Source organism: Aquisalinus luteolus, from assembly GCF_009712425.2.
GTDB classification, from domain to species: domain Bacteria; phylum Pseudomonadota; class Alphaproteobacteria; order Caulobacterales; family Parvularculaceae; genus Aquisalinus; species Aquisalinus luteolus.
In genome coordinates, this window is record NZ_VCJR02000002.1 from 96,603 (window position 1) to 115,639 (window position 19,037).

Here is a 19,037-nt window from a genome sequence, read left to right on the forward strand (position 1 = left end):
GCAACGCAGCAATTTTAGGCATTTTGTGTCACGTATGGATGCGCCGCGGCAAATCCATATACAGAGAGGTAACAAGGAGATAGTAATGCTCAAAAAACTGATGATCAGTGCAGCAGCGCTGTGCGTAGCCGCCCCGGCAGTAATGTCCACGGCTTCCGCCCAAGAACTCGGCGTATCTGCGTCGATCGATTATGTATCCCAGTATGTATTCCGCGGCGTTGGCCTGGCCGAGGGCGCCATCCAGCCGGGTATCGAGCTGTCCTATGGCGGCCTGTACGGCGGTGTCTGGTACTCCGCTCCGGTAGAAGACGACTTCTACTACCTGGAAGAGACCGATTACTACATCGGTTACGGTTTCGCCCTGTCCGAAAGCATTTCCGCTGACGTCGGCGTCACGTCCTACACCTATTCCGATGGTTTCGACTCCACGACTGAAATCTACGGCGGCCTGAGCTTCGACACCGTTGCTTTCGCACCGGCTGTGTATGCTTATTACGACTTCGACCTGGAAGCCTTCACGCTTGAAGGTTCTGGCGGTTATTCCTGGCCGCTGGGCGAAGCCACGAGCCTCGACTTCGGCGCTGCCCTGGGCTTCGTCGAGCCGGATGAAGGCGACGGCTACCAGTACGGTTCTGTCGGCCTTGCACTGAGCCAGGCTTTCTCTGAATCCGTCAGCGGCTATGCAGGCGTCAACGCCGGCTACAGCTCCGAAGACACGTTCATCGATGACATCGAGAACGGTGAATTCGACTCCACAGGCATCTGGGCCGGTATCGGTCTGTCTTTCTCCAACTAAGACCTTCTCCCGATACGGGGAAGATCGGCGCTTTCGCTCGGGGGAGGAAAGCGCCAGTATCTGAGAGAGTGAAAACGCCCTGCCATCTGGCGGGGCGTTTTTTCTTTCAGATCAGCTCCTGAAGCGCACAATGTCACGCTCGACCCGGCGGCAAAGCCTGCCTATGTTCAGGACATGGAAAAACAAGCAGACATCATCGTCGCCGGTGGCGGCCTCGGCGGCAGCCTTGCGGCGCTCGCCCTTTCCCATCAAGGTTTTACCGTCTGCATGGTCGATGCGGCCCCGCCAGCAGACAAGACCCTGCCTGACTTCGACGGTCGCACCACGGCGCTTGCCTATGCCTCGGTGCGCCTGTTCAGGCGTCTTGGCCTGTGGGATGACCTTGCCGCCGATGCTGGCGCGATCAACGATATTCTGGTTACGGACGGTCGTCCTGCGGACCGGTTTCGCAAGGGCCACCAGGCCACTGGTTTCCTGCATTTTGACTCATCGCAGCTGGCGGAAGACACGCCGCTCGGCTGGATCGTGGAAAACCGCCGCCTGCGCCAGGTGATGAATGCCGCACTGGAAGCCAGCGAAGCAATCAGGGTTATCGCCCCGGCAACCGTCGGCCCGGTGGAAACCGGCCCCGCCTCGGTCTCGGTGCCGCTCAGCACTGGTGAAACGCTGACCGCCAGCTTGCTGGTCGCTGCCGATGGCCGCCGCTCGCCCCTGCGTGAACGGGCCGGTATCCGCACACTGAACTGGTCCTATCCACAGACAGGCATAGTCTGCACCGTTGCCCATGAGAAAGATCATCTTGGCATCGCGCAGGAATTCTTCCTGCCGTCAGGACCGTTTGCTATCCTGCCCCTGACGAATAATCGCTCATCCCTGGTGTGGACGGAGAAGGCAGATCGCGCCGGATCCTTCCTGGCCCTGAGCGACGAGGATTTCGTTACAGAAATCGAGAAGCGCTTCGGGCCCTATCTTGGCGCCCTCTCGCTAGACGGGCCGCGCTGGTCCTATCCCCTCGCCTTTCACTTGGCGACGAAGTTCCATGGCGACCGCATGGCGCTGGTCGGCGATGCCGCCCATGGTATCCACCCGATTGCCGGCCAGGGCTATAATCTGGGTGTCAAGGATATCGCCGCGCTATGCGATGTGCTGGCCGAACATCGCGGTGCCGGGCTCGATATCGGCCATGGCACGGCGCTGGCGCAGTACGATCGCTGGCGGCAATTCGACAGCGCCAGCCTGGCCTTTGGCACCGATGTGCTGAACCGGCTTTTCTCCAACGACAATCCGGCACTGCGGCTGGTGCGTTCGACCGGCATGGGCCTGGTCAACAGGGTCGATCCCTTGCGGAACATGTTCATGAAACAGGCGGGCGCCGATCTCGGCACATTACCGAGCCTGATGCAGCCCTGACCGCTCGGTAGCGCTTACCCGGCACGACTGTCCAGCACCAGCCTGTCGCCGCGGAAGGATACTTCGCCGAACTGCGACAGGACATTCATGCCGAGCAGGTTCGTTGCCAGCGCCTCATCCGGGAGGATGAAGGCTTCGACATTCCGGATGCGGACCGTGCCTATCGTCAGCTCACGAACTTCAGCGCCGGCGGCCATGACAGTGCCGTTCGCCGTTGAAACAGAGTAGGTATAGTCATCCCGGCGCGGATAGATACCGGCCTTGCGGGCATCGCTTTCGCGCAGGGCGAGAAGGCTGGCGCCCGTGTCGATCATGACCGGGACATCGGCATAATTCAGCTTCACGGTCGTGCGGAAATGGCCATCCCGGCCCTTGGATATCTCTATTGCGCGACCAGTCGAGACCGGTGAGGCGGTTGCCGACATCATGACCGGTCGGCGGCTCACACCTTCTTCGGTGTCCGGCTGTGACAATTGCCCGTTATTACTCTCGAAAAAAGAGACACCAGCGGCAATGACAAAGCCGATAAACAGCGTGGCAGCCAGTTGTTTGAGCATGCGGTGACCCTTGGCGCAGCATTGATCCTGCGCACATCCTGAGGCCAAGGAATGAAAATCCGGGTAAGGAACAGGGTTAAGGGAAGCTTAAAGCCCCAGCACGTCGCGCATGGAATAAAGGCCGGGCTCACGCCCCGCGACCCAGCCTGCTGCCGTGACGGCGCCACGGGCAAAGACCGAGCGGTCCAGCGCCTTGTGGGACAAACTGATGATTTCCTCTTCTGCCCCGAAAAGAACCTCGTGCTCGCCGATGATACCGCCGGCGCGGGTTACGGAGAAGCCTATCGCGCCTTCCGGGCGCACACCCGTCTGGCCCTCTCGGGCGTAGACTGCCTGGTCCTTCAGCGAGACCTTGCGCCCTGTTGCAGCGGCCTCGCCCAGCATCAGAGCCGTGCCGGAGGGGGCGTCCTTTTTATGGCGGTGATGGGCCTCATGGATCTCGATGTCATAATCCGGGCCAAGAGCAGCGGCGGCCTGTTCGACCAGCAGGGTCAACAGGTTGATGCCGAGGCTCATATTGCCCGCTTTCACGATGGCGATTTTTTCCGCAGCCTGACGGATTTTCTCTTCCTGTTCATCGCTGAAGCCGGTGGTGCCGATGACCAGTGCCGACTTTTCCCTGAGGCAGGTCTCCAGCAATGACATCGTATGATCCGGTGCGGTGAAATCGATGACCACATCCGGCACGCCGTCGAACTTCGCCAGATCATCCGTGACGGGAATATCATGCGCGGTGTCGCGGGTATCTGTCATCGCGATCGTGTCACCAGCGAGACTGTCACTGGCAGGCACGGTACCGCCGCTCAGCGCCAGTTTTTCACTGTCGAGCACGAGACGTGCGATCTGGCGGCCCATGCGGCCCCTGATCCCCGCGACGATAACGTTCGGGTTTGACATCAGGACGGGTCCTTCATCGAGGCCCAGAAGTCCTTGGCCTTTTCGAAGAAGTTCTTCGATTCCGGGCAGCGGTCGTCGCCGCCTTCGCGGCAGAATTCCTGAAGCAGTTCCTTCTGGCGCGGGGTCAGGTCGACCGGCGTTTCGACATGCAGCTCGACGATCATGTCGCCGCGGCCTTTCCGGCGCAGCATGGTCATACCCTTGCCGCGCAGGCGGAATTTCTTGCCCGACTGGCTGCCCGGCGGAATTTTCAGCTTCACGCGGCCGCCATCGATGACAGGCGCCTCGATCTCTCCGCCAAGGGCCGCCGTCGTCATCGGCACGTGGGCCATGCAGTAGAGCTCTGGCCCGTCACGCTCGAACAGCTCGTGGTCCTTGACCGAGACGAAGAGATAGAGATCGCCGAACGGCCCGCCGCGCACGCCAGCTTCACCTTCGCCGGCAAGGCGGATGCGGGTGCCGTCCTCGACGCCTGCGGGGATCTCGATCTGCAGGGTGCGGTCCTTGCGCACGCGGCCCTGGCCATTGCAGGCCTTGCACGGATCGGTGATGACCTGGCCGCGACCGGAACAGGTCGGGCAGGTGCGCTCGACCGTGAAGAAGCCCTGCTGCGCACGCACGCGGCCGACGCCGCCGCAGGTGCCGCAGGTCGTCGGGCCCGAGCCCGGCTCAGCGCCGGAGCCTTCACAAGGCTCGCATGCTTCTGACGAGGGTACGGTGATCGTCTGCTTCTTGCCTTCGAAGGCATCGCGCAGGGAGATCGTCATTTCGTGCTTGAGGTCGGCACCGCGACCGGGACTGCGCCGCTGGCCGCCACCGCGCTGGCCACCCATGAATTCGCCGAAGATATCGTCAAAAATGTCGGAGAAAGCACCGGCCCCGAAGCCCTGCGCCCCGCCGCCGAAGCCGCCACCCATACCGCCGGGGCCACCGCCCCCGCCATTCTTGAAGGCAGCATGACCGAACCGGTCATAGGCGGCGCGTTTCTGCTCGTTGGAGAGAACCTCGTAGGCCTCGCCGATTTCCTTGAACTTGGCCTCGGCCTCGGCGTCACCCGGATTGCGGTCGGGGTGGTATTTCATGGCAAGCTTGCGATAGGCCGACTTGATCGTCGGCCCGTCGGCATCCTTCGCCACCCCCAGCATTGTGTAAAAATCCTGCGCCATAACCCATGCGCCCTATCACGCTTCTTGTGTCAGCGCCACAAATTGAGAATTGGCAAGCCCTGACTGTAAAACGGCGCCTGCTGTAAAAGCCGACGCCGCTAAAGGAAAAACGAACGGCCCGGCTCATCATCTGAGCCGGGCCTGAATGTCTTATTTCTTGTCGCCGTCTACTTCTTCGTAGTCGGCATCGACAATGTCGGCGTCCTCGGCTGCTTCGCGGGCCGCATCTGCGGCAGCAGCAGCTTCGCCACTGTCACCACCCTGGGCGGAGTACATGGCCTCGCCAAGCTTCATGGAAGCCTGTGCCAGCGACTGGATGCCTTCCTGCAATTTCTCTGCGGTGACACTATCGTCCTCGGACAGCTCCTTCAGGCTGGCAATCTCTTTCTCGATCGCTTCCTTATCGGAGCCCTCGATCTTGTCGCCATGCTCTTTCAGGGCACTTTCGGTCGAGTGGATCAGGGCCTCTGCCTGGTTGCGGGCTTCGACCAGACCGCGACGTTCCTTGTCGGCTTCCGCGTTTGCTTCTGCATCCTTGACCATCTGTTCGATGTCGGCATCGGACAGACCGCCGGAAGCCTGGATACGGATCGACTGTTCCTTATTGGTCGCCTTGTCTTTCGCCGACACATTGACGATACCGTTGGCGTCGATGTCGAAAGTGACCTCGACCTGCGGCACGCCGCGCGGGGCCGGCGGTATGCCGACGAGATCGAACTGGCCGAGCATCTTGTTGTCGGCAGCCATCTCGCGCTCACCCTGGAAGACCCGGATCGTCACGGCGGACTGGTTGTCCTCCGCAGTAGAAAAGACCTGGGACTTCTTGGTCGGGATCGTCGTGTTGCGGTCGATCAGCCGGGTGAAGACACCGCCCAGCGTCTCGATACCGAGCGACAGCGGGGTGACGTCGAGCAGCAGGACGTCTTTAACGTCGCCCTGCAGGACGCCGGCCTGGATCGCGGCGCCAAGCGCAACGACCTCGTCCGGGTTCACACCCTTGTGCGGGTCCTTGCCGAAGAAGTTCTTCACGGTCTCCTGGATTTTCGGCATACGGGTCATGCCGCCGACGAGAACGACTTCATCGATGTCGGAGGCGGAAACGCCGGCGTCTTTCAGCGCGGCCTTGCATGGCTCGACCGTGCGCTTGACCAGATCCTCGACGAGGCTCTCGAACTTGGCGCGGGACAGTTTCAGGTTGAGGTGTTTCGGACCCGAAGCATCCGCCGTGATGTAGGGCAGGTTGACTTCATACTGGGTCGCCGAGGACAGCTCTTTCTTGGCTTTCTCGGCTTCTTCCTTGAGGCGCTGCAGGGCCAGCTTGTCCTTGCGCAGGTCGATGCCCTGATCCTTCTTGAACTCGTCTGCGAGGTATTCGACGATACGCATGTCGAAGTCCTCACCACCGAGGAAAGTGTCGCCATTGGTGGACTTCACTTCGAAGACGCCGTCGCCGATTTCCAGAATGGAAATATCGAACGTACCGCCGCCAAGGTCGAATACGGCAATCGTCTTGCCTTCCTGCTTGTCGAGGCCATAGGCGAGGGCCGCCGCGGTCGGCTCGTTGATGATGCGCAGCACTTCAAGGCCCGCGATCTTGCCGGCGTCCTTGGTTGCCTGGCGCTGGGCGTCGTTGAAGTAGGCCGGAACGGTGATGACGGCCTGGGTGACATTTTCGCCGAGATAGGCTTCGGCGGTGTCTTTCATCTTTTGCAGGATGAAAGCTGAAATCTGGGAGGGGGCGTATTTCTCGCCGCGGCTCTCGACCCAGGCATCGCCATTGTCGCCCTGCACGATCGCATAAGGGACCATCTCGGCATCTTTCTTGACGGTCGGGTCACCGAAGGTGCGGCCGATCAGGCGCTTGATCGCAAAGAATGTATTGGACGGGTTGGTGACGGCCTGGCGAACCGCCGGCTGGCCCATCAGACGCTCGCCATCCTCGGTGAAGGCGACAACGGACGGCGTGGTGCGGTTGCCCTCGGCGTTTTCGATGACCTTCGGATCCTTGCCGTCCATGAAGGCGACGCAGGAGTTGGTCGTGCCGAGGTCGATACCAATTACTTTACCCATGTTTTCTGTCTCCATTTAGCAGGCTGGCCTTAAAGGAGCCTCTGGCGCCTGAGACGCCGTTGTGAGCACTCGCGGGCGGCTAGCCCCTTTAAAGATAATGATTTGGGCCGGGAAAACCGGCTTCGAAGCGCATATAGGCAGGGCCTCACGGGTCCGCAACCGTTACGGCCAGTGCAGGATCACATTTTTGCGATAAATCTGAACGGCACTGGATTGATCGGTGTTGTTGATGCACATTGTTATTGTAATCGATTTTGCAGATATATAGTCCCGGGAGTAGCACCATGGTCAGGATTGCAACAAATGCGCTGAAAAGCAGGTCCGCGCTGAAGACCGCTACCTATGGAATTATGCACCTGACTGTGGCGTTCCTCGTCGCCTATGCGCTGACCGGATCGGTCGCCATCGCCCTGTCCATCGGCTTGATCGAGCCTTTCGTGCAGACCATCTTCTATAATATTCACGAAACACTCTGGTCGAAAGCCGGTGAGCCTCGCAAACCGCACAATCATGGCCTTGCCGCCTGACGCGCCCGGCCGACAGGCGCAATCATAGACACTCCCTTAACCATGCATTCATCCGGGTCTGGTACATCCTGAGGCAGAGTATTCTTTTGCACAGGGGAACCGGGCATGATGCGCACGGCAAATATCTTCACTCTGATGATCGCGGCAGCCACGATGGCAGCATGCCAGTCGGCTGGCGGCGGTGGCACACCGAACCCGACCTTGCCGGTGGTTGATGGCAGCGGCAATACGGCGCCCCCATCCAACTTCATCCTGACAGATGTCTCCTATGCCCACCCGTCAAACGGTGACGGCGTCGATCAGACCTTTGCCGTTGCGGCGACAACCATGCGCCTGGGCGTTGCGCCGAACGGCGCGCTTTCCTTGCGCGAATCCGTGCGAGGCTCCTTCGATGATGGCAACACCATGTTCTATGACCGGGACATGCAGACCTTCACTTTCGATATCTCTTCCGGCGACGTGACCATGGAGGAGACGTTCCGCAATGTCATCTTGACCATGCCCGACCCTGAAACGACGGGTTGGGAATATTCCAATGAAGCCATTGTGATCTCCTCCCTGCCGTCTGCTTTCGGCTTTGGCGCCGAATATGATGGCAACCCCAACGCGGTGGACAGCTACCTGATCGGACTGGAGAATTCAGAAGATGAGGACGACCAGGAGCGGCTCACCGCCCTGCAGGAAAGTGTCGATCGCTACCTGACCGACCGCGATTTCTTCACCTACACCAGCAATGGCGTTACCTACAGCCATCTTCGGCTGAACAATTATGCAACGACCACGAACTATACCTCCCTTGGCATCTGGTTCGACCAGACACAGGCCGATGAGGCCAGTTACGGTGTTGCGGTATTCGGCCTGCCGACCCCGCGCTATGAAGTGCCACGCACCGGCACGGCAAGCTATGCCGCTGCCATGGCCGGGCACATCCTGCAGAACAACAACACCCAGTTCCTGACAGGTGCCATCAATTTCGATTTCGATTTCACCGCCCAGACCATGGCCTTCACCATGGATGCCGATATCGCCGAGACCGGTATCAATGGCCGTACGGACTATTTCGACTATGACACCTTCACCGGATCCGGGAATGTCTATGTCGATACTTTCTTTGGCGAGTTCATCAGCGACAGTGACGAGTCAATCATCGGCGAGCTTGAAGGCGGCTTCTTCGGTGCCGATGCGGATGAAGTTGCAGGCACGTTTGTCTTCGGCAACGAGAATGTCCACGGCATTGGCGGCTTTGTCGGCTCCAACCCGGACGCGACATCGCAGCAATAACTCGCAGGAATAAAACTTACCTCTCGGAAAAACTCGCCCGGCCTTTTCACGAAGGCCGGGTCCTCTTTTGCCTGAATGAAGTCAGAACTCTCGCGTCGCGCTGACATCGACAGAGTGGCGATCATATTCATACTGGCTCAGGGTCGATGAATTGGTCAGGTAGCTGTAGCGGAAAACCGGCGCAAAGCCGTGATAGCTCCAGTCCCGCTTGGTGATCTGCATGCTGAGGGCCCATGCCTCGTCCTCGCGGATTTCCGGATCGATGATGGCGCGCTCGTCGAACTCGCGACGGATATATTCAGGACGAACGGCCGCCGTGATGCCCCAGGGAAATTCGCGCATGATCGAGACATAGATTTGCGTCTGCGTATTCTTCAGCGGGTCGGCCTCTGCATCCTCTCGCGTGATCTGGATACCGACATCGCCGCGCGTGCGCCGGTCGAGAATACGGGCAAGACTGACACCGCCAGACCAGACCGGGCCATTGCGGGCAATCGCCTGATCGTAATCGACTTCCTGACCGGAGAGATTGACGGAGAACCGGGTGCGCTGGGACAGCGATGTCGTCAGCACAAGCCGGGCGCCATAACTGGTCGAGTAGTTGTCCCCACCGAACTGGCGCCTGGAGGTCGTTGCCAGTACCGCCGCATTGAGGCGACCGACGGAAATGCGCGGGCCTGCCTCGGCATAAGCGAACGCATCGTCAAATCCCGCACCTTCATAATCCGTGTAGCGAATACCGGCGCGCGCCTCCAGCCGGGCACGGCTGTTGATCTGTGGCATGGCAGAGATGTTGAGCGACGTCGACACGCCGACGCCCGATTGCGACAGCGCATCGTCGCTAAGCTGGAATGGCAGGCCGAACAGGGTGACGCGCTCGTCATCAGGCCCGGCATTGATATTGGTCGAGGGCTCCGCCGCCATCGACAGCGAGACGCGCCAGACCTTCCGATTCTCGATCACTGTCAGATAGCGTTTGACGTTGGCGATCACTTCATCGGGCAGGCCATTGCCCATGACAAGACGGAAGTGATAGGCGGCGGCGGTATCCTTTTCCTGTTCGAACAGGACGCGCGCCAGTTCCAGCCGTATACGGACAAGGTCAGGACGATCGGCCAGGATATCGCGAAAAATCTTTTCCGCCGCTTCATAGTCTTCGCGGCTGGCAGCGATCATGCCTTTCAGGAAAGATACTTGCGTCTGGTCGATGCCATCCGGCTGCTCAATCATCAGGCGGTCGATGATGACCTCCGCCTCTTCCAGCTTGCCCTTGGCGACCAGCTCGCCGGCAATGGCCAGTGCCTGATCGCTCGTGACCGTAACCGTTGCAGCCGACTGCGCTGAGTTGTTCTGCGCGAATGCAGGCACACCAAGCATGGCCGTTCCCGAGAGGAGAACAGCCGCCAGCATGCCCCGGCGGGGCCGTGAGGGTGTAAGCGAGCTAACCATGCGGGCCGCAGTCTCGGCCCGGCATGGTTAAGACTTGTTTACGATTAGGCCAGACCTGGCAGGCGTTTACTCGCCGGAAGAAACGGTGACCATCGCCGCGCGCAGGACGCGCTCACCCAGCACGAAGCCCGGCTGGGCAACATCGACGACATGGCCGGCCGGCTTGCCATTGCCCGGCACATGGGCGATCGCCTGGTGCAGGTGCGGATCGAACTTTTCCCCTTCCGGGAAGACGCGCTTGACGCCGTTGCGCTCGAACACGCTCAGCAATTCCTTCTCGGTCATGCGAATGCCGTTGATCAGGCCTGCCATCGTCTCGGCGGTTACTTCCGCGCCCTCTTCCGGGGCCGATTGCAGCGCGCGCTGGAAATTGTCAGCGACGGACAGAAGATCGCGGGCAAAGCCGGAAATGCCGTATTGCGCGGCCTCGGTCTTTTCCTTCTGGGCCCGGCGGCGGGTGTTCTCCAGATCGGCAGCAAGGCGCAGCATACGGTCTTTCGTCGCGGCCAGTTCCTCTTCCAGCTGGGCGGCGCGAGAGCCCTCGTCGGTCAGGTCCTCATCGCCCAGATCCATGCTTTCCGGGTCGCCGAGACCGAACTCATCGCCCAGATCTTCGTCATCCAGAAGGCCCGGCTCGTTTTCCAGGTCATCATTTTCAAGATCGTTACGGTCGCTCATCGACTAGCCTTTTCATCGCGGAGTGTGTCAGGGAAATTGGAGAACCGGGATGTACGCATATTAGAGGAGTATTTCAAGCATGAGTGAAGAGAGCCAGATCACGAGTGGGGTCCGCGACCTGATCGCCGTGCACGTGACGACTTCCAGCGAGGAAGACGCAGAAAAGATCGCCCGCGCGGTGCTGGACGCACGGCTTGCTGCCTGTGTCCAGATCAGCGAAATCGCCAGCCAGTATCGCTGGCAGGGCAAGATAGAGGAAGATACCGAGTTCCTCCTGGTGATGAAGACCATGGGCGGCGCGTTCGATCCGCTCGCCCGGCTGGTGATGGAAAACCATGCCTATGACGAGCCGGAAATCATTGCCCTGCCGGTCATTGCCGCCACCAATGGCTATGCCGCGTGGGTGCGCAAATGCGTGTCGGTGCAGTGAGGCTTACTTGTCGTCGTCTTTCAAAGGAACGCCGTAAAGCTCCAGCCGGTGATCGACGAGGCGGAAGCCATGCTCGCGGGCGATCTTTTCCTGCAGCTTCTCGATCTCCTCATTGACGAACTCGATCACCTCGCCGCTTTTCAGGTTTATGAGGTGGTCGTGATGGTCTTCCGTCGCTTCTTCATAGCGCGAGCGGCCATCATTGAAGTCGTGGCGTTCGACAATGCCGTACTCCTCGAACAGGCGCATGGTGCGGTAGACGGTGGCTATCGAGATGCGTTCGTCGATGCCATTGGCCCGATGGTGAATTTCCTCAACGTCAGGATGATCTTCCGCTTCCGAAATGACCCTTGCAATCACACGGCGTTGGTCGGTCATGCGCAGGCCTTTTTCAAGACAGAGATTTTCGATGCGGTTCATGGATGTCCTGCCTTTGTTAAAGCGCCGGTGGTCGTAGTTCATGCGCCATCATCACTGCGTCGGCGCCGTTCCTGTAATATTTACGGCGTAACCCCGTGCGGGCAAAGCCCGCTTTTTCATAAAGCGCGATGGCGGCGTGGTTATCGGCGGAAACCTCCAGATGCAGCCGGGTGACGCCGCGGCCGGCAGCATCTCCGATGACGGCTTCCAGCAGCGCCCCGCCCAGGCCCTGACGGCGGCAGGCTGGCAGGATGCCGATAGTCAGAATTTCGGCTTCATCGGCGACGGCGCTGGTGAGCGCCAGTCCTGTAGGCTCGTCGTCTCGTGACAGGATCAGGCCTGAAACCGCCGGATTGAGCAGCATGCGGCCGAACCAGTTAGCGTCCCAAGGCTCCGAAACGAATATTTCGGCATGGAGACGAGCCAGCAAATCCGCATGTGTCGGGCCTGCTAGCGAGCAGGAAATCGTCTGGCCGCTCATAGCATGGGCCGGGCAGGTTTGGCGTCGGGCGGACGCAGGTAGAAGGCCGCTGGCGGCTCCGCATCAGCGGGACGAGCCGCGGAGAGAGACGCGATGACCACCGCGTCCGGCTGCTGCGTGGCCCAGTCAAAATCATCCATGCGGTCGGGGAAGGCAAGCGGCACGCCGGTGCCGGCGAGCACGAGGTCTCGCCCGGCGGCCTGATCACGCAGCAGGGTCGCGGCGATATCCGGGTTCTCGACGAAGGGCTCTGCCAGCGGCATCAGCGATGCACCGTCGAAGAGCTGGCCATAGACCTGGCCTCGGCGGCCATCGATGAGCACGCCGCGCACCGCGCCATCATGCACGGTTACACCGGCGGCGATCGCCTCCAGCGTCGAGATGCCGACAAGCTCGACAGGCCGCGCCACGGCGAGGCCGCGGGCGAAGGCAAGGCCGACGCGCACGCCGGTAAACGAGCCGGGGCCTGTCGTCACGCCGATGCGGGTGATCTGTGCCGGGTTGGTGCCTGCTGCGTCCAGCACCTCAGCGACGAGCGGCGCGAGGCGCTCTGCATGGCCCTTCTCGCGGGCCTCCGAGCGCACGGCCAATGGCGCGCCATCCTTTACGATGGCAGCGGAGCAGGCCTGCAGGCAGGTGTCGATGGACAGAACGATCATGGCGCCCTCATCGGGACAAAACCTGACATTGTCAAATAGTGAGGTCGCTATCCGTCAGAGTATCTCGCAAGCCTCGTCGAAGGACAGGCGCGGGGAACGCGGGAACAGGTTCTTCGTCGTGCCATAGCCGATATTGCACAGCCAGTTCGACTTAAGCGGCGTGCCCTTGAAGAACTCCTCGTCGACGCCGGCCTTGTCGAAGCCGGACATCGGCCCGCAATCGAGGCCCAGCGCGCGGGCGGCGAGCATCAGGTAAGCGCCCTGAAGCGTGCCGTTGCGGAAGGCCGTCTCCTCGATCTTGGCCGCGTCGCCCTCGAACCAGCTTTTCGCATCGGTGTGCGGAAACAGCTTCGGCAATTTCTCGTAGAACTCCATGTCATGGGCGATGATGACATTGAGCGGGCATTTCATCGTCTTGGCGCGGTTCTGGTCGGTCAGGTGCGGGGCGAGCCGCTCCTTCGCCTCTTTCGAGGTGATGAACACGAACCGGGCGGGCGAGGAATTGGCCGATGTCGCGCCCCATTTGGTCAGCTCGTAGAGCGCCTTGATCATCGCGTCGGAGACGGGCTCCTCGGAGAAATCATTATAGGTGCGCGCCTCGCGCAGGATCTGGTCGAGCGCGTGATCGCCGATCGGCTTGTTGTCAGTCGGCTTTTCTTTCAGCGTTTCGGGCTGGTCGGCCATAAAGATCGTCCCCTTGGTCGTGAATTATTTCTGGTAGCGGAAGCCCAGTTCGATGGTGACCTGATACCAGGCGACCTTGCCGTCCTCGATATAGCCGCGGGTCTCGCAGACATTGAACCAGTCGAGGTTCTTCAGCGTCTTGGCCGCCGTGCCGATGGCGTTCTGGATGGCGTCCTCGATGGAATTCTTCGACGTGCCGACAATCTTCGATACGGCATAGACCTTGTCATCAGACATGGAGGTTCTCCTCTGGTTGCTCTCGAGTTGATAATTAGAGCGTTTGGTCGCGAGGCAAACCCGCAGATCACATCACCGCCTCAACCGCATTCACTTCCGGCACATAGTGCTTGAGCAGGTTCTCGATGCCGTTCTTGAGCGTGATGGTCGAGGACGGGCAGCCGGCGCAGGCGCCGCGCATGGTCAGGTAGACGAGGCCACTATCCTCTTCGAACCGGTGGAAGATGATGTCGCCGCCATCATTGGCGACGGCCGGGCGCACGCGGGTGTCGATCAGCTCGATGATCTGTTCGACGATCTCTTTCGTCTCGCCGTCATAATCCTCCGCCGATCCGGCGGTCAGGTCCTTCGTCTCCGCGCCTTCGCTCAGCACCGGCAGGCCGGCCGTGAGATAATCGGCAATGGTGCCGAGAATCGCCGGCTTGATGTGGTGCCATTCTGTGCCGTCGGTCTTCGTCACCGTGACGAAATCAGCGCCGAGAAAGATGCTGTCGACACCATCGATATCGAACAGCGCCTCGGCCATCGGGGCCTTGGCGGCGGAGTCGCGCGAGGGGAAATCCATGCCCATCTTGCCCTCGCCCAGCACCGGCTGGCCGGGCAGGAATTTCATCGAGGCGGGGTTCGGGGTGTCTTCGGTCTGGATGAACATGAAACTTACCTTTCAGCTTGCGCCACATATGCGGCCTGATAGCGTTAAAAACAACCATCACTGCTTGCGGGCCCGTTGCGCGCTCTTGCAGGAAGGGACGCATTGGGCTTGAACGGACCACATAATGATAATGCCCGGAATAGAGACGAGGAAAGCCAGATAATATGCCATCACAAACGGATGACCGCGCCAAGGTAACCGACGAGGAAGCGCTGGAGTTTCACGCCCGCGGCAAGCCCGGCAAGCTGGAGATCAACGCGACCAAGCCGATGGCGACGCAGCGCGACCTGTCGCTGGCCTATTCCCCCGGCGTCGCGGCGCCGGTCAAGGCGATCGCCGAGGATCCCGACAAGGCATACGACTATACCTCCAAGGGCAACATGGTCGCGGTCATTTCCAACGGCACGGCGATCCTCGGGCTTGGCGATCTCGGCGCGCTGGCCTCCAAGCCGGTGATGGAGGGCAAGTCGGTGCTGTTCAAGCGCTTCGCCGATATCGACTCGGTCGACCTGGAAGTCGACACATCCGACCCGGAAGCCTTCATCAATTGCGTGAAATATCTGGGGCCTGCCTTTGGTGGCATCAACTTGGAAGACATCAAGGCGCCGGACAGTTTCATTATCGAGCAGCAGCTGAAAGAGCTGATGGACATTCCGGTGTTCCATGACGACCAGCACGGCACCGCGATCATCGCCGCCGCCGGACTGATCAATGCGCTGGAGATTGCGGGCAAGGACATCAAGGACGTGAAGGTCGCCGTGTCCGGTGCCGGGTCGTCCGCGCTCGCCGTGATCGGCTTGATCAAGGCGATGGGCCTGCCCCATGAGAACGCGATCCTGTGCGACCGCGAGGGCGTCATCTACAAGGGCCGCGACGAAAAGATGGACCAGTGGCGTTCCGCCCATGCGGTCAATACCGACAAGCGCACGCTGGCCGAAGCGATGGAAGGGGCGGACGTTGCCATCGGGCTGTCCGTGGCCGGCGCGTTCACCCAGGACATGATAAAATCGATGGCGAAGGACCCGATCATCTTCGCCATGGCCAACCCGACCCCGGAAATCTCGCCGGAGGAAGTCCACGCCGTGCGCGATGACGCGATCATGGCGACGGGCCGGTCGGACTATCCCAACCAGGTCAACAATGTGCTCGGCTTTCCTTACATCTTCCGTGGGGCGCTTGACGCCCGTGCACGGACGATCAATGAAGAAATGAAGATCGCCTGCGCCAAGGCGCTGGCTGAACTTGCCCGCGAGGACGTGCCCGACGAGGTCGCCGCAGCCTATGGCAAACGGCTGCAGTTCGGGCGCGAATACATCATCCCGACGCCGTTCGACCCGCGCCTTGTCACCCACATCCCGCCGGCCGTGGCGAAAGCCGCGATGGACACGGGCGTTGCCCGACGACCGATCAAGGACATGGAGGCCTACAAGGCAACACTACAGACGCGCCTCGATCCGTCAGCGTCCTTCCTGCAGAAGGTCTATGGTTCCGTACGCGCCAGTGCGATGAAGCGTATCGTGTTTGCCGAGGGTGAGGACGACACGGTGATCCGCGCGGCATACGCGTTCCAGAGCCAGGGGCTGGGACAGGCGATCCTGATCGGAAGGGAAGACCGGGTACAGCGGCAGCTCGACCATCTCGGCATCCCGGCGAACCCGGATATCGAAATCTGGAACGCCCGCGCCTCGTCCCATAATAAAGAGTACACGGAATATCTCTATGCCCGCCAGCAACGGCGCGGCATGCTGTATCGGGACTGCGAACGCCTCGTCAACAATGACCGGAACGTCTTCGGCGCCTGCATGCTGGCTATGGACCACGCAGACGGCATGGTGACCGGCGTCACCCGCCACTACAATGTCGCGTTCGAGAACGTGAAACTGGCGATCGACCCGAAGCCCGGCGAGCGGGTCATCGGCCTGTCCGCCATTCTCGCGCGGGGCAGGGCTATTTTCATGGCTGACACGACGATCACCGAAATGCCGACATCGCACCAGCTCGCCGACATCGCCGTGCAGGCAGCCCACGCCGTGCGACAGCTGGGCTTCAACCCGCGCGTCGCCTTCCTGTCCTATTCCAATTTCGGCAATCCGCTGACGGAATATTCGGAACGCGTGTCCATCGCGGTAAAGGAACTCGACAGCCGCGAGGATATCGACTTCGAGTATGAAGGCGAGATGACGCCGCGCATGGCGCTGAATGAGGAACACCGCAGGATCTATCCGTTCTCGCGCCTGACCGGAGCGGCGAACGTGCTGATCGCACCGGGCATCCATTCGGGCTCCGTCGCGACCAAGCTGATGAGCGAGGCCGGCGGTGCCATCGTCATCGGGCCGCTGCTGATCGGCATGGAAAAGCCGGTGCAGATCGTCCAGACCGGTGGCAAGGTCGTCGATGTTGTCACGCTGGCGGCGATGTCTGCCTATGACCTCGACCGCGCCCACCGCGACTGGGCCGAGAAGCACTAGGCATTAGTGAGAGGCTCGGGAGGGGAGACACGATGACAGAAGCTGCGATAGAAGTCTCCGGCCTGCGCAAGGCCTTTCCGGGCGTGCAGGCCGTTGCCGGGGTCGATCTGTCGATCCGTACCGGGACGATATTTGCGTTGCTCGGCCCCAATGGCGCAGGCAAGACGACGACGGTCGAAATCCTCGAAGGGTATCAGCAGCGCGACAGCGGCGAGGTCAGCGTTCTCGGCTTCGACCCGGCCCGGAACCAGCTGGAGATGAAGCGGCGCATCGGCATCGTGTCGCAGGAAACGGCAGCGGATTCATTCCTAACCGTGCGCGAAATCATGGCGATGATTGCAGGCGCCTATCCAGCCCCCCGCAATGTCGACGAGGTAATCGCGCTGGTCGGCCTCTCCGACAAGGCAGGCACCCGCGTCGGCAAGCTGTCCGGCGGGCAGAAGCGGCGCCTCGATGTCGGGCTCGCTATCGTCGGCAACCCGGACCTCTGCTTCCTCGATGAGCCGACCACCGGCTTCGACCCGGATGCACGGCAGGAAGCCTGGGCGATGATCCGGGAGCTGAAGGATATGGGCAAGACTGTGCTCCTGACCACGCACTACATGGACGAGGCCCAGAACCTTGCCGATGAAGTCGCGGTGATTGCCGTCGGGCGCATCATCGCCACTGGCACGCCGGAGACGCTGGGCGGCAGGGCCGAGGCGGCGAGCACGATCAGCTTTCGCCTGCCCGCAGGCACTGACCTGCCGGACCGCTTCGCGGCAGAGGCGCGCATGACACGACGTGGCGCGATGCAGATCATCGCCGATGATCCAGTACCACTGCTCAACGACCTCACCGGCTGGGCGATGGCCGAAAGCGTCAGCCTGACCGACCTGACAGTCGAGCGCCCGACACTCGAAGAAATCTACCTGTCGCTCATCGCAAATGACACGGCAGAACGGAAGGAAGGGGCATGATGCGCTGGCTTTCCATCACCTTCCTGCATTACCGCTATGCCGGGATATCCTTCCTGCGCAATCCGATGGCGGCGTTTTTCGGAACGCTCTTCCCACTGATGTTCCTGACCATCAACTCGCTGGTGTTCGGCGATTTTGCCGCCCCTGACGGCGGCGATTTGCCGATGACCGCGTTCTATACCGCCGGCATGTCGGTCTTCTCCGTCATCATGACGTGCTTTACGAATCTCGCCGCCGGGCTGCTCTATGATCGCGACATGGGCCGGCTGAAGCGCATTCGCGGCACGCCGACGCCGATCTCGTCTTACATTGCCGCGCGTATCCTGCTGGCGATGAGCGTCGGCGTCATCACTTCGATCCTGTGCGTGATCCTTGGTGTGACCGCCTTTGGCGTGCCGCTGAACCTGTCGATCCTGCCGGGCTTTCTCGCCATCATCATCCTCGGCGCCGCGAGCCTGTCGGCGCTTGGCCTTGCGATCACCGCGTTTATCCCCAATGCGCAGGCGGGCCCGGCGATCCTCAACGCGATCTCCTTCCCGATCATCTTCGGCTCGAACGTGTTCTTCCCGATCCCGAACATGCCGCGCTGGCTGGACCTTGCCGCCAACGCACTGCCAGTGCGCCCGTTTGCCGATGCCGCGACAGCAACGTTCTTCGGCGGTCGGGCAGACCTGCACGACTTGATCATCATCGCGGCATGGGGCGGTATCGGCGCGATCATCGCCTGGCGCAGCTTCCGGTGGCAACCGGCCCGGTAAGGAGAGAAATGATGCGCATACCCCCCGTCCTGCAAGTTGCCTTCTGGGCCTTCATCGCGTGGGGGCTGGCGCGGCTTTTTCCTGATCTTGAATGGGACTGGCCCGGCCAGGATGTCACAGCCGCAGTGCTTTCGATCAGTGCTGTTGTCATTGCCATCGCAGGTATTGTCCAGTTCCACCGCCACAAGACGACAGTCAGCCCTGTCGCGCTGGAACAGGCAAGCACCATCGTGACGGACGGTATCTACCGTTACACCCGCAACCCGATGTATCTCGGCATGGCGCTCTTACTGACAGGCTGGGTGATCAAGCTCGGCAATCCGCTCGGCGCCCTGACCATCATCGGGTTCGTGCTGGTGATGACGGCCATCCAGATCGTGCCGGAAGAGCGTGTGCTGGCTCAGAAATTCGGCGCCGCGCATACTGACTACCTGCAGAAAACGCGGCGCTGGATCTAA

General features: G+C 61.0%; 21 protein-coding genes. 9 read left to right on the forward strand and 12 right to left on the reverse strand.

The features are described from left to right. The first annotated feature begins 85 nt into the window (after positions 1–85). Both FF098_RS08850 and FF098_RS08855 read left to right on the forward strand, forming a co-directional pair. Positions 86–796 carry a TorF family putative porin gene (locus FF098_RS08850; RefSeq protein WP_166426442.1) on the forward strand — a complete coding sequence of 237 codons (711 nt, stop codon included), beginning with the start codon at positions 86–88 and terminating at the stop codon, positions 794–796. Between the two features lie 174 nt (positions 797–970). After that, positions 971–2,206 carry an FAD-dependent monooxygenase gene (locus tag FF098_RS08855; protein WP_155139657.1) on the forward strand — a complete coding sequence of 412 codons (1,236 nt, stop codon included), beginning with the start codon at positions 971–973 and terminating at the stop codon, positions 2,204–2,206. Positions 2,207–2,220: 14 nt separating this feature from the next. Here FF098_RS08855 and FF098_RS08860 read toward each other — a convergent pair whose 3' ends face one another. The 4 genes from FF098_RS08860 to dnaK form a co-directional block, all read right to left on the reverse strand. Continuing rightward, positions 2,221–2,763: a retropepsin-like aspartic protease family protein gene (locus tag FF098_RS08860; RefSeq protein WP_155139659.1), complete on the reverse strand. Its 543-nt coding sequence runs from the start codon at positions 2,761–2,763 to the stop codon at positions 2,221–2,223. 87 nt (positions 2,764–2,850) lie between these two features. Next, positions 2,851–3,660, reverse strand: a complete 810-nt coding sequence (gene dapB / locus FF098_RS08865) for a 4-hydroxy-tetrahydrodipicolinate reductase (protein WP_155139661.1) — start codon at positions 3,658–3,660, stop codon at positions 2,851–2,853. Continuing rightward, complete coding sequence (gene dnaJ / locus FF098_RS08870) at positions 3,660–4,826, reverse strand: molecular chaperone DnaJ (protein WP_155139663.1); 1,167 nt, start codon at positions 4,824–4,826, stop codon at positions 3,660–3,662. The genes dapB and dnaJ overlap by 1 nt, the downstream gene beginning before the upstream one ends. A gap of 150 nt (positions 4,827–4,976) precedes the next feature. Continuing rightward, positions 4,977–6,896 carry a molecular chaperone DnaK gene (gene dnaK / locus FF098_RS08875; protein WP_155139665.1) on the reverse strand — a complete coding sequence of 640 codons (1,920 nt, stop codon included), beginning with the start codon at positions 6,894–6,896 and terminating at the stop codon, positions 4,977–4,979. Between the two features lie 284 nt (positions 6,897–7,180). Between dnaK and FF098_RS08880 the strand changes: the two genes are divergently transcribed. Then, positions 7,181–7,423 carry a DUF2061 domain-containing protein gene (locus FF098_RS08880; protein ID WP_155139667.1) on the forward strand — a complete coding sequence of 81 codons (243 nt, stop codon included), beginning with the start codon at positions 7,181–7,183 and terminating at the stop codon, positions 7,421–7,423. Positions 7,424–7,528: 105 nt separating this feature from the next. Beyond that, complete coding sequence (locus FF098_RS08885) at positions 7,529–8,704, forward strand: transferrin-binding protein-like solute binding protein (RefSeq protein WP_155139669.1); 1,176 nt, start codon at positions 7,529–7,531, stop codon at positions 8,702–8,704. Positions 8,705–8,785: 81 nt separating this feature from the next. Here FF098_RS08885 and FF098_RS08890 read toward each other — a convergent pair whose 3' ends face one another. Further along, positions 8,786–10,081 (reverse strand): surface lipoprotein assembly modifier, encoded by a 1,296-nt coding sequence (locus FF098_RS08890; protein WP_166426443.1) that lies wholly within the window; start codon positions 10,079–10,081, stop codon positions 8,786–8,788. A gap of 138 nt (positions 10,082–10,219) precedes the next feature. Then, the gene (grpE, locus tag FF098_RS08895) at positions 10,220–10,831 is read right to left on the reverse strand and encodes a nucleotide exchange factor GrpE (RefSeq protein WP_155139673.1); all 612 of its coding nucleotides are present in this window, start codon (positions 10,829–10,831) and stop codon (positions 10,220–10,222) included. Between the two features lie 79 nt (positions 10,832–10,910). On the opposite strand from grpE, the gene cutA reads away from it, so the two are divergent. Beyond that, positions 10,911–11,261 carry a divalent-cation tolerance protein CutA gene (gene cutA, locus FF098_RS08900; RefSeq protein WP_155139675.1) on the forward strand — a complete coding sequence of 117 codons (351 nt, stop codon included), beginning with the start codon at positions 10,911–10,913 and terminating at the stop codon, positions 11,259–11,261. A gap of 3 nt (positions 11,262–11,264) precedes the next feature. Here cutA and FF098_RS08905 read toward each other — a convergent pair whose 3' ends face one another. The 6 genes from FF098_RS08905 to FF098_RS08930 form a co-directional block, all read right to left on the reverse strand. Further along, positions 11,265–11,681 (reverse strand): Fur family transcriptional regulator, encoded by a 417-nt coding sequence (locus FF098_RS08905; RefSeq protein ID WP_155139677.1) that lies wholly within the window; start codon positions 11,679–11,681, stop codon positions 11,265–11,267. 16 nt (positions 11,682–11,697) lie between these two features. Then, positions 11,698–12,162: a ribosomal protein S18-alanine N-acetyltransferase gene (gene rimI / locus FF098_RS08910; RefSeq protein ID WP_155139679.1), complete on the reverse strand. Its 465-nt coding sequence runs from the start codon at positions 12,160–12,162 to the stop codon at positions 11,698–11,700. Continuing rightward, positions 12,159–12,821, reverse strand: coding sequence for a tRNA (adenosine(37)-N6)-threonylcarbamoyltransferase complex dimerization subunit type 1 TsaB (gene tsaB / locus FF098_RS08915; protein WP_155139681.1), 663 nt, complete (start codon positions 12,819–12,821; stop codon positions 12,159–12,161). Before tsaB ends, rimI begins: the two co-directional genes overlap by 4 nt. Positions 12,822–12,875: 54 nt before the next feature. Next, positions 12,876–13,505, reverse strand: a complete 630-nt coding sequence (locus tag FF098_RS08920; protein WP_155139683.1) for a malonic semialdehyde reductase — start codon at positions 13,503–13,505, stop codon at positions 12,876–12,878. 24 nt (positions 13,506–13,529) lie between these two features. After that, positions 13,530–13,742 (reverse strand): dodecin, encoded by a 213-nt coding sequence (locus tag FF098_RS08925; protein WP_155139685.1) that lies wholly within the window; start codon positions 13,740–13,742, stop codon positions 13,530–13,532. Between the two features lie 67 nt (positions 13,743–13,809). Next, entirely contained in the window at positions 13,810–14,394 is a 585-nt protein-coding gene (locus FF098_RS08930) for a NifU family protein (RefSeq protein WP_155139687.1), read from the reverse strand. A 164-nt stretch (positions 14,395–14,558) separates the two neighbouring features. On the opposite strand from FF098_RS08930, the gene FF098_RS08935 reads away from it, so the two are divergent. From FF098_RS08935 to FF098_RS08950, 4 genes are read left to right on the forward strand one after another with little or no spacing between them, the layout of a single operon-like run. Then, on the forward strand, positions 14,559–16,862 hold the full coding sequence (locus tag FF098_RS08935; RefSeq protein ID WP_155139689.1) for an NADP-dependent malic enzyme: 2,304 nt from the start codon (positions 14,559–14,561) through the stop codon (positions 16,860–16,862). A 32-nt stretch (positions 16,863–16,894) separates the two neighbouring features. After that, entirely contained in the window at positions 16,895–17,821 is a 927-nt protein-coding gene (locus tag FF098_RS08940) for an ABC transporter ATP-binding protein (protein WP_155139691.1), read from the forward strand. After that, on the forward strand, positions 17,818–18,579 hold the full coding sequence (locus FF098_RS08945; protein ID WP_155139693.1) for an ABC transporter permease: 762 nt from the start codon (positions 17,818–17,820) through the stop codon (positions 18,577–18,579). Before FF098_RS08940 ends, FF098_RS08945 begins: the two co-directional genes overlap by 4 nt. Before the next feature lie 8 nt (positions 18,580–18,587). After that, positions 18,588–19,037 (forward strand): methyltransferase family protein, encoded by a 450-nt coding sequence (locus FF098_RS08950; protein ID WP_166426444.1) that lies wholly within the window; start codon positions 18,588–18,590, stop codon positions 19,035–19,037.

Coding starts and splice junctions, on each gene's coding strand:
- dnaJ (WP_155139663.1), bottom strand. CDS start 4,826: ATGGCGCAGGATTTTTACACAATGCTGGGGGTGGCGAAGGATGCCGAC.
- rimI (WP_155139679.1), bottom strand. CDS start 12,162: ATGAGCGGCCAGACGATTTCCTGCTCGCTAGCAGGCCCGACACATGCG.
- FF098_RS08930 (WP_155139687.1), bottom strand. CDS start 14,394: ATGTTCATCCAGACCGAAGACACCCCGAACCCCGCCTCGATGAAATTC.
- FF098_RS08950 (WP_166426444.1), top strand. CDS start 18,588: ATGATGCGCATACCCCCCGTCCTGCAAGTTGCCTTCTGGGCCTTCATC.
- dnaK (WP_155139665.1), bottom strand. CDS start 6,896: ATGGGTAAAGTAATTGGTATCGACCTCGGCACGACCAACTCCTGCGTC.
- grpE (WP_155139673.1), bottom strand. CDS start 10,831: ATGAGCGACCGTAACGATCTTGAAAATGATGACCTGGAAAACGAGCCG.
- FF098_RS08940 (WP_155139691.1), top strand. CDS start 16,895: ATGACAGAAGCTGCGATAGAAGTCTCCGGCCTGCGCAAGGCCTTTCCG.
- FF098_RS08855 (WP_155139657.1), top strand. CDS start 971: ATGGAAAAACAAGCAGACATCATCGTCGCCGGTGGCGGCCTCGGCGGC.
- FF098_RS08945 (WP_155139693.1), top strand. CDS start 17,818: ATGATGCGCTGGCTTTCCATCACCTTCCTGCATTACCGCTATGCCGGG.
- FF098_RS08885 (WP_155139669.1), top strand. CDS start 7,529: ATGATGCGCACGGCAAATATCTTCACTCTGATGATCGCGGCAGCCACG.
- cutA (WP_155139675.1), top strand. CDS start 10,911: ATGAGTGAAGAGAGCCAGATCACGAGTGGGGTCCGCGACCTGATCGCC.
- FF098_RS08925 (WP_155139685.1), bottom strand. CDS start 13,742: ATGTCTGATGACAAGGTCTATGCCGTATCGAAGATTGTCGGCACGTCG.
- tsaB (WP_155139681.1), bottom strand. CDS start 12,821: ATGATCGTTCTGTCCATCGACACCTGCCTGCAGGCCTGCTCCGCTGCC.
- FF098_RS08935 (WP_155139689.1), top strand. CDS start 14,559: ATGCCATCACAAACGGATGACCGCGCCAAGGTAACCGACGAGGAAGCG.
- FF098_RS08905 (WP_155139677.1), bottom strand. CDS start 11,681: ATGAACCGCATCGAAAATCTCTGTCTTGAAAAAGGCCTGCGCATGACC.
- FF098_RS08880 (WP_155139667.1), top strand. CDS start 7,181: ATGGTCAGGATTGCAACAAATGCGCTGAAAAGCAGGTCCGCGCTGAAG.
- FF098_RS08920 (WP_155139683.1), bottom strand. CDS start 13,505: ATGGCCGACCAGCCCGAAACGCTGAAAGAAAAGCCGACTGACAACAAG.
- dapB (WP_155139661.1), bottom strand. CDS start 3,660: ATGTCAAACCCGAACGTTATCGTCGCGGGGATCAGGGGCCGCATGGGC.
- FF098_RS08850 (WP_166426442.1), top strand. CDS start 86: ATGCTCAAAAAACTGATGATCAGTGCAGCAGCGCTGTGCGTAGCCGCC.
- FF098_RS08860 (WP_155139659.1), bottom strand. CDS start 2,763: ATGCTCAAACAACTGGCTGCCACGCTGTTTATCGGCTTTGTCATTGCC.
- FF098_RS08890 (WP_166426443.1), bottom strand. CDS start 10,081: ATGCTTGGTGTGCCTGCATTCGCGCAGAACAACTCAGCGCAGTCGGCT.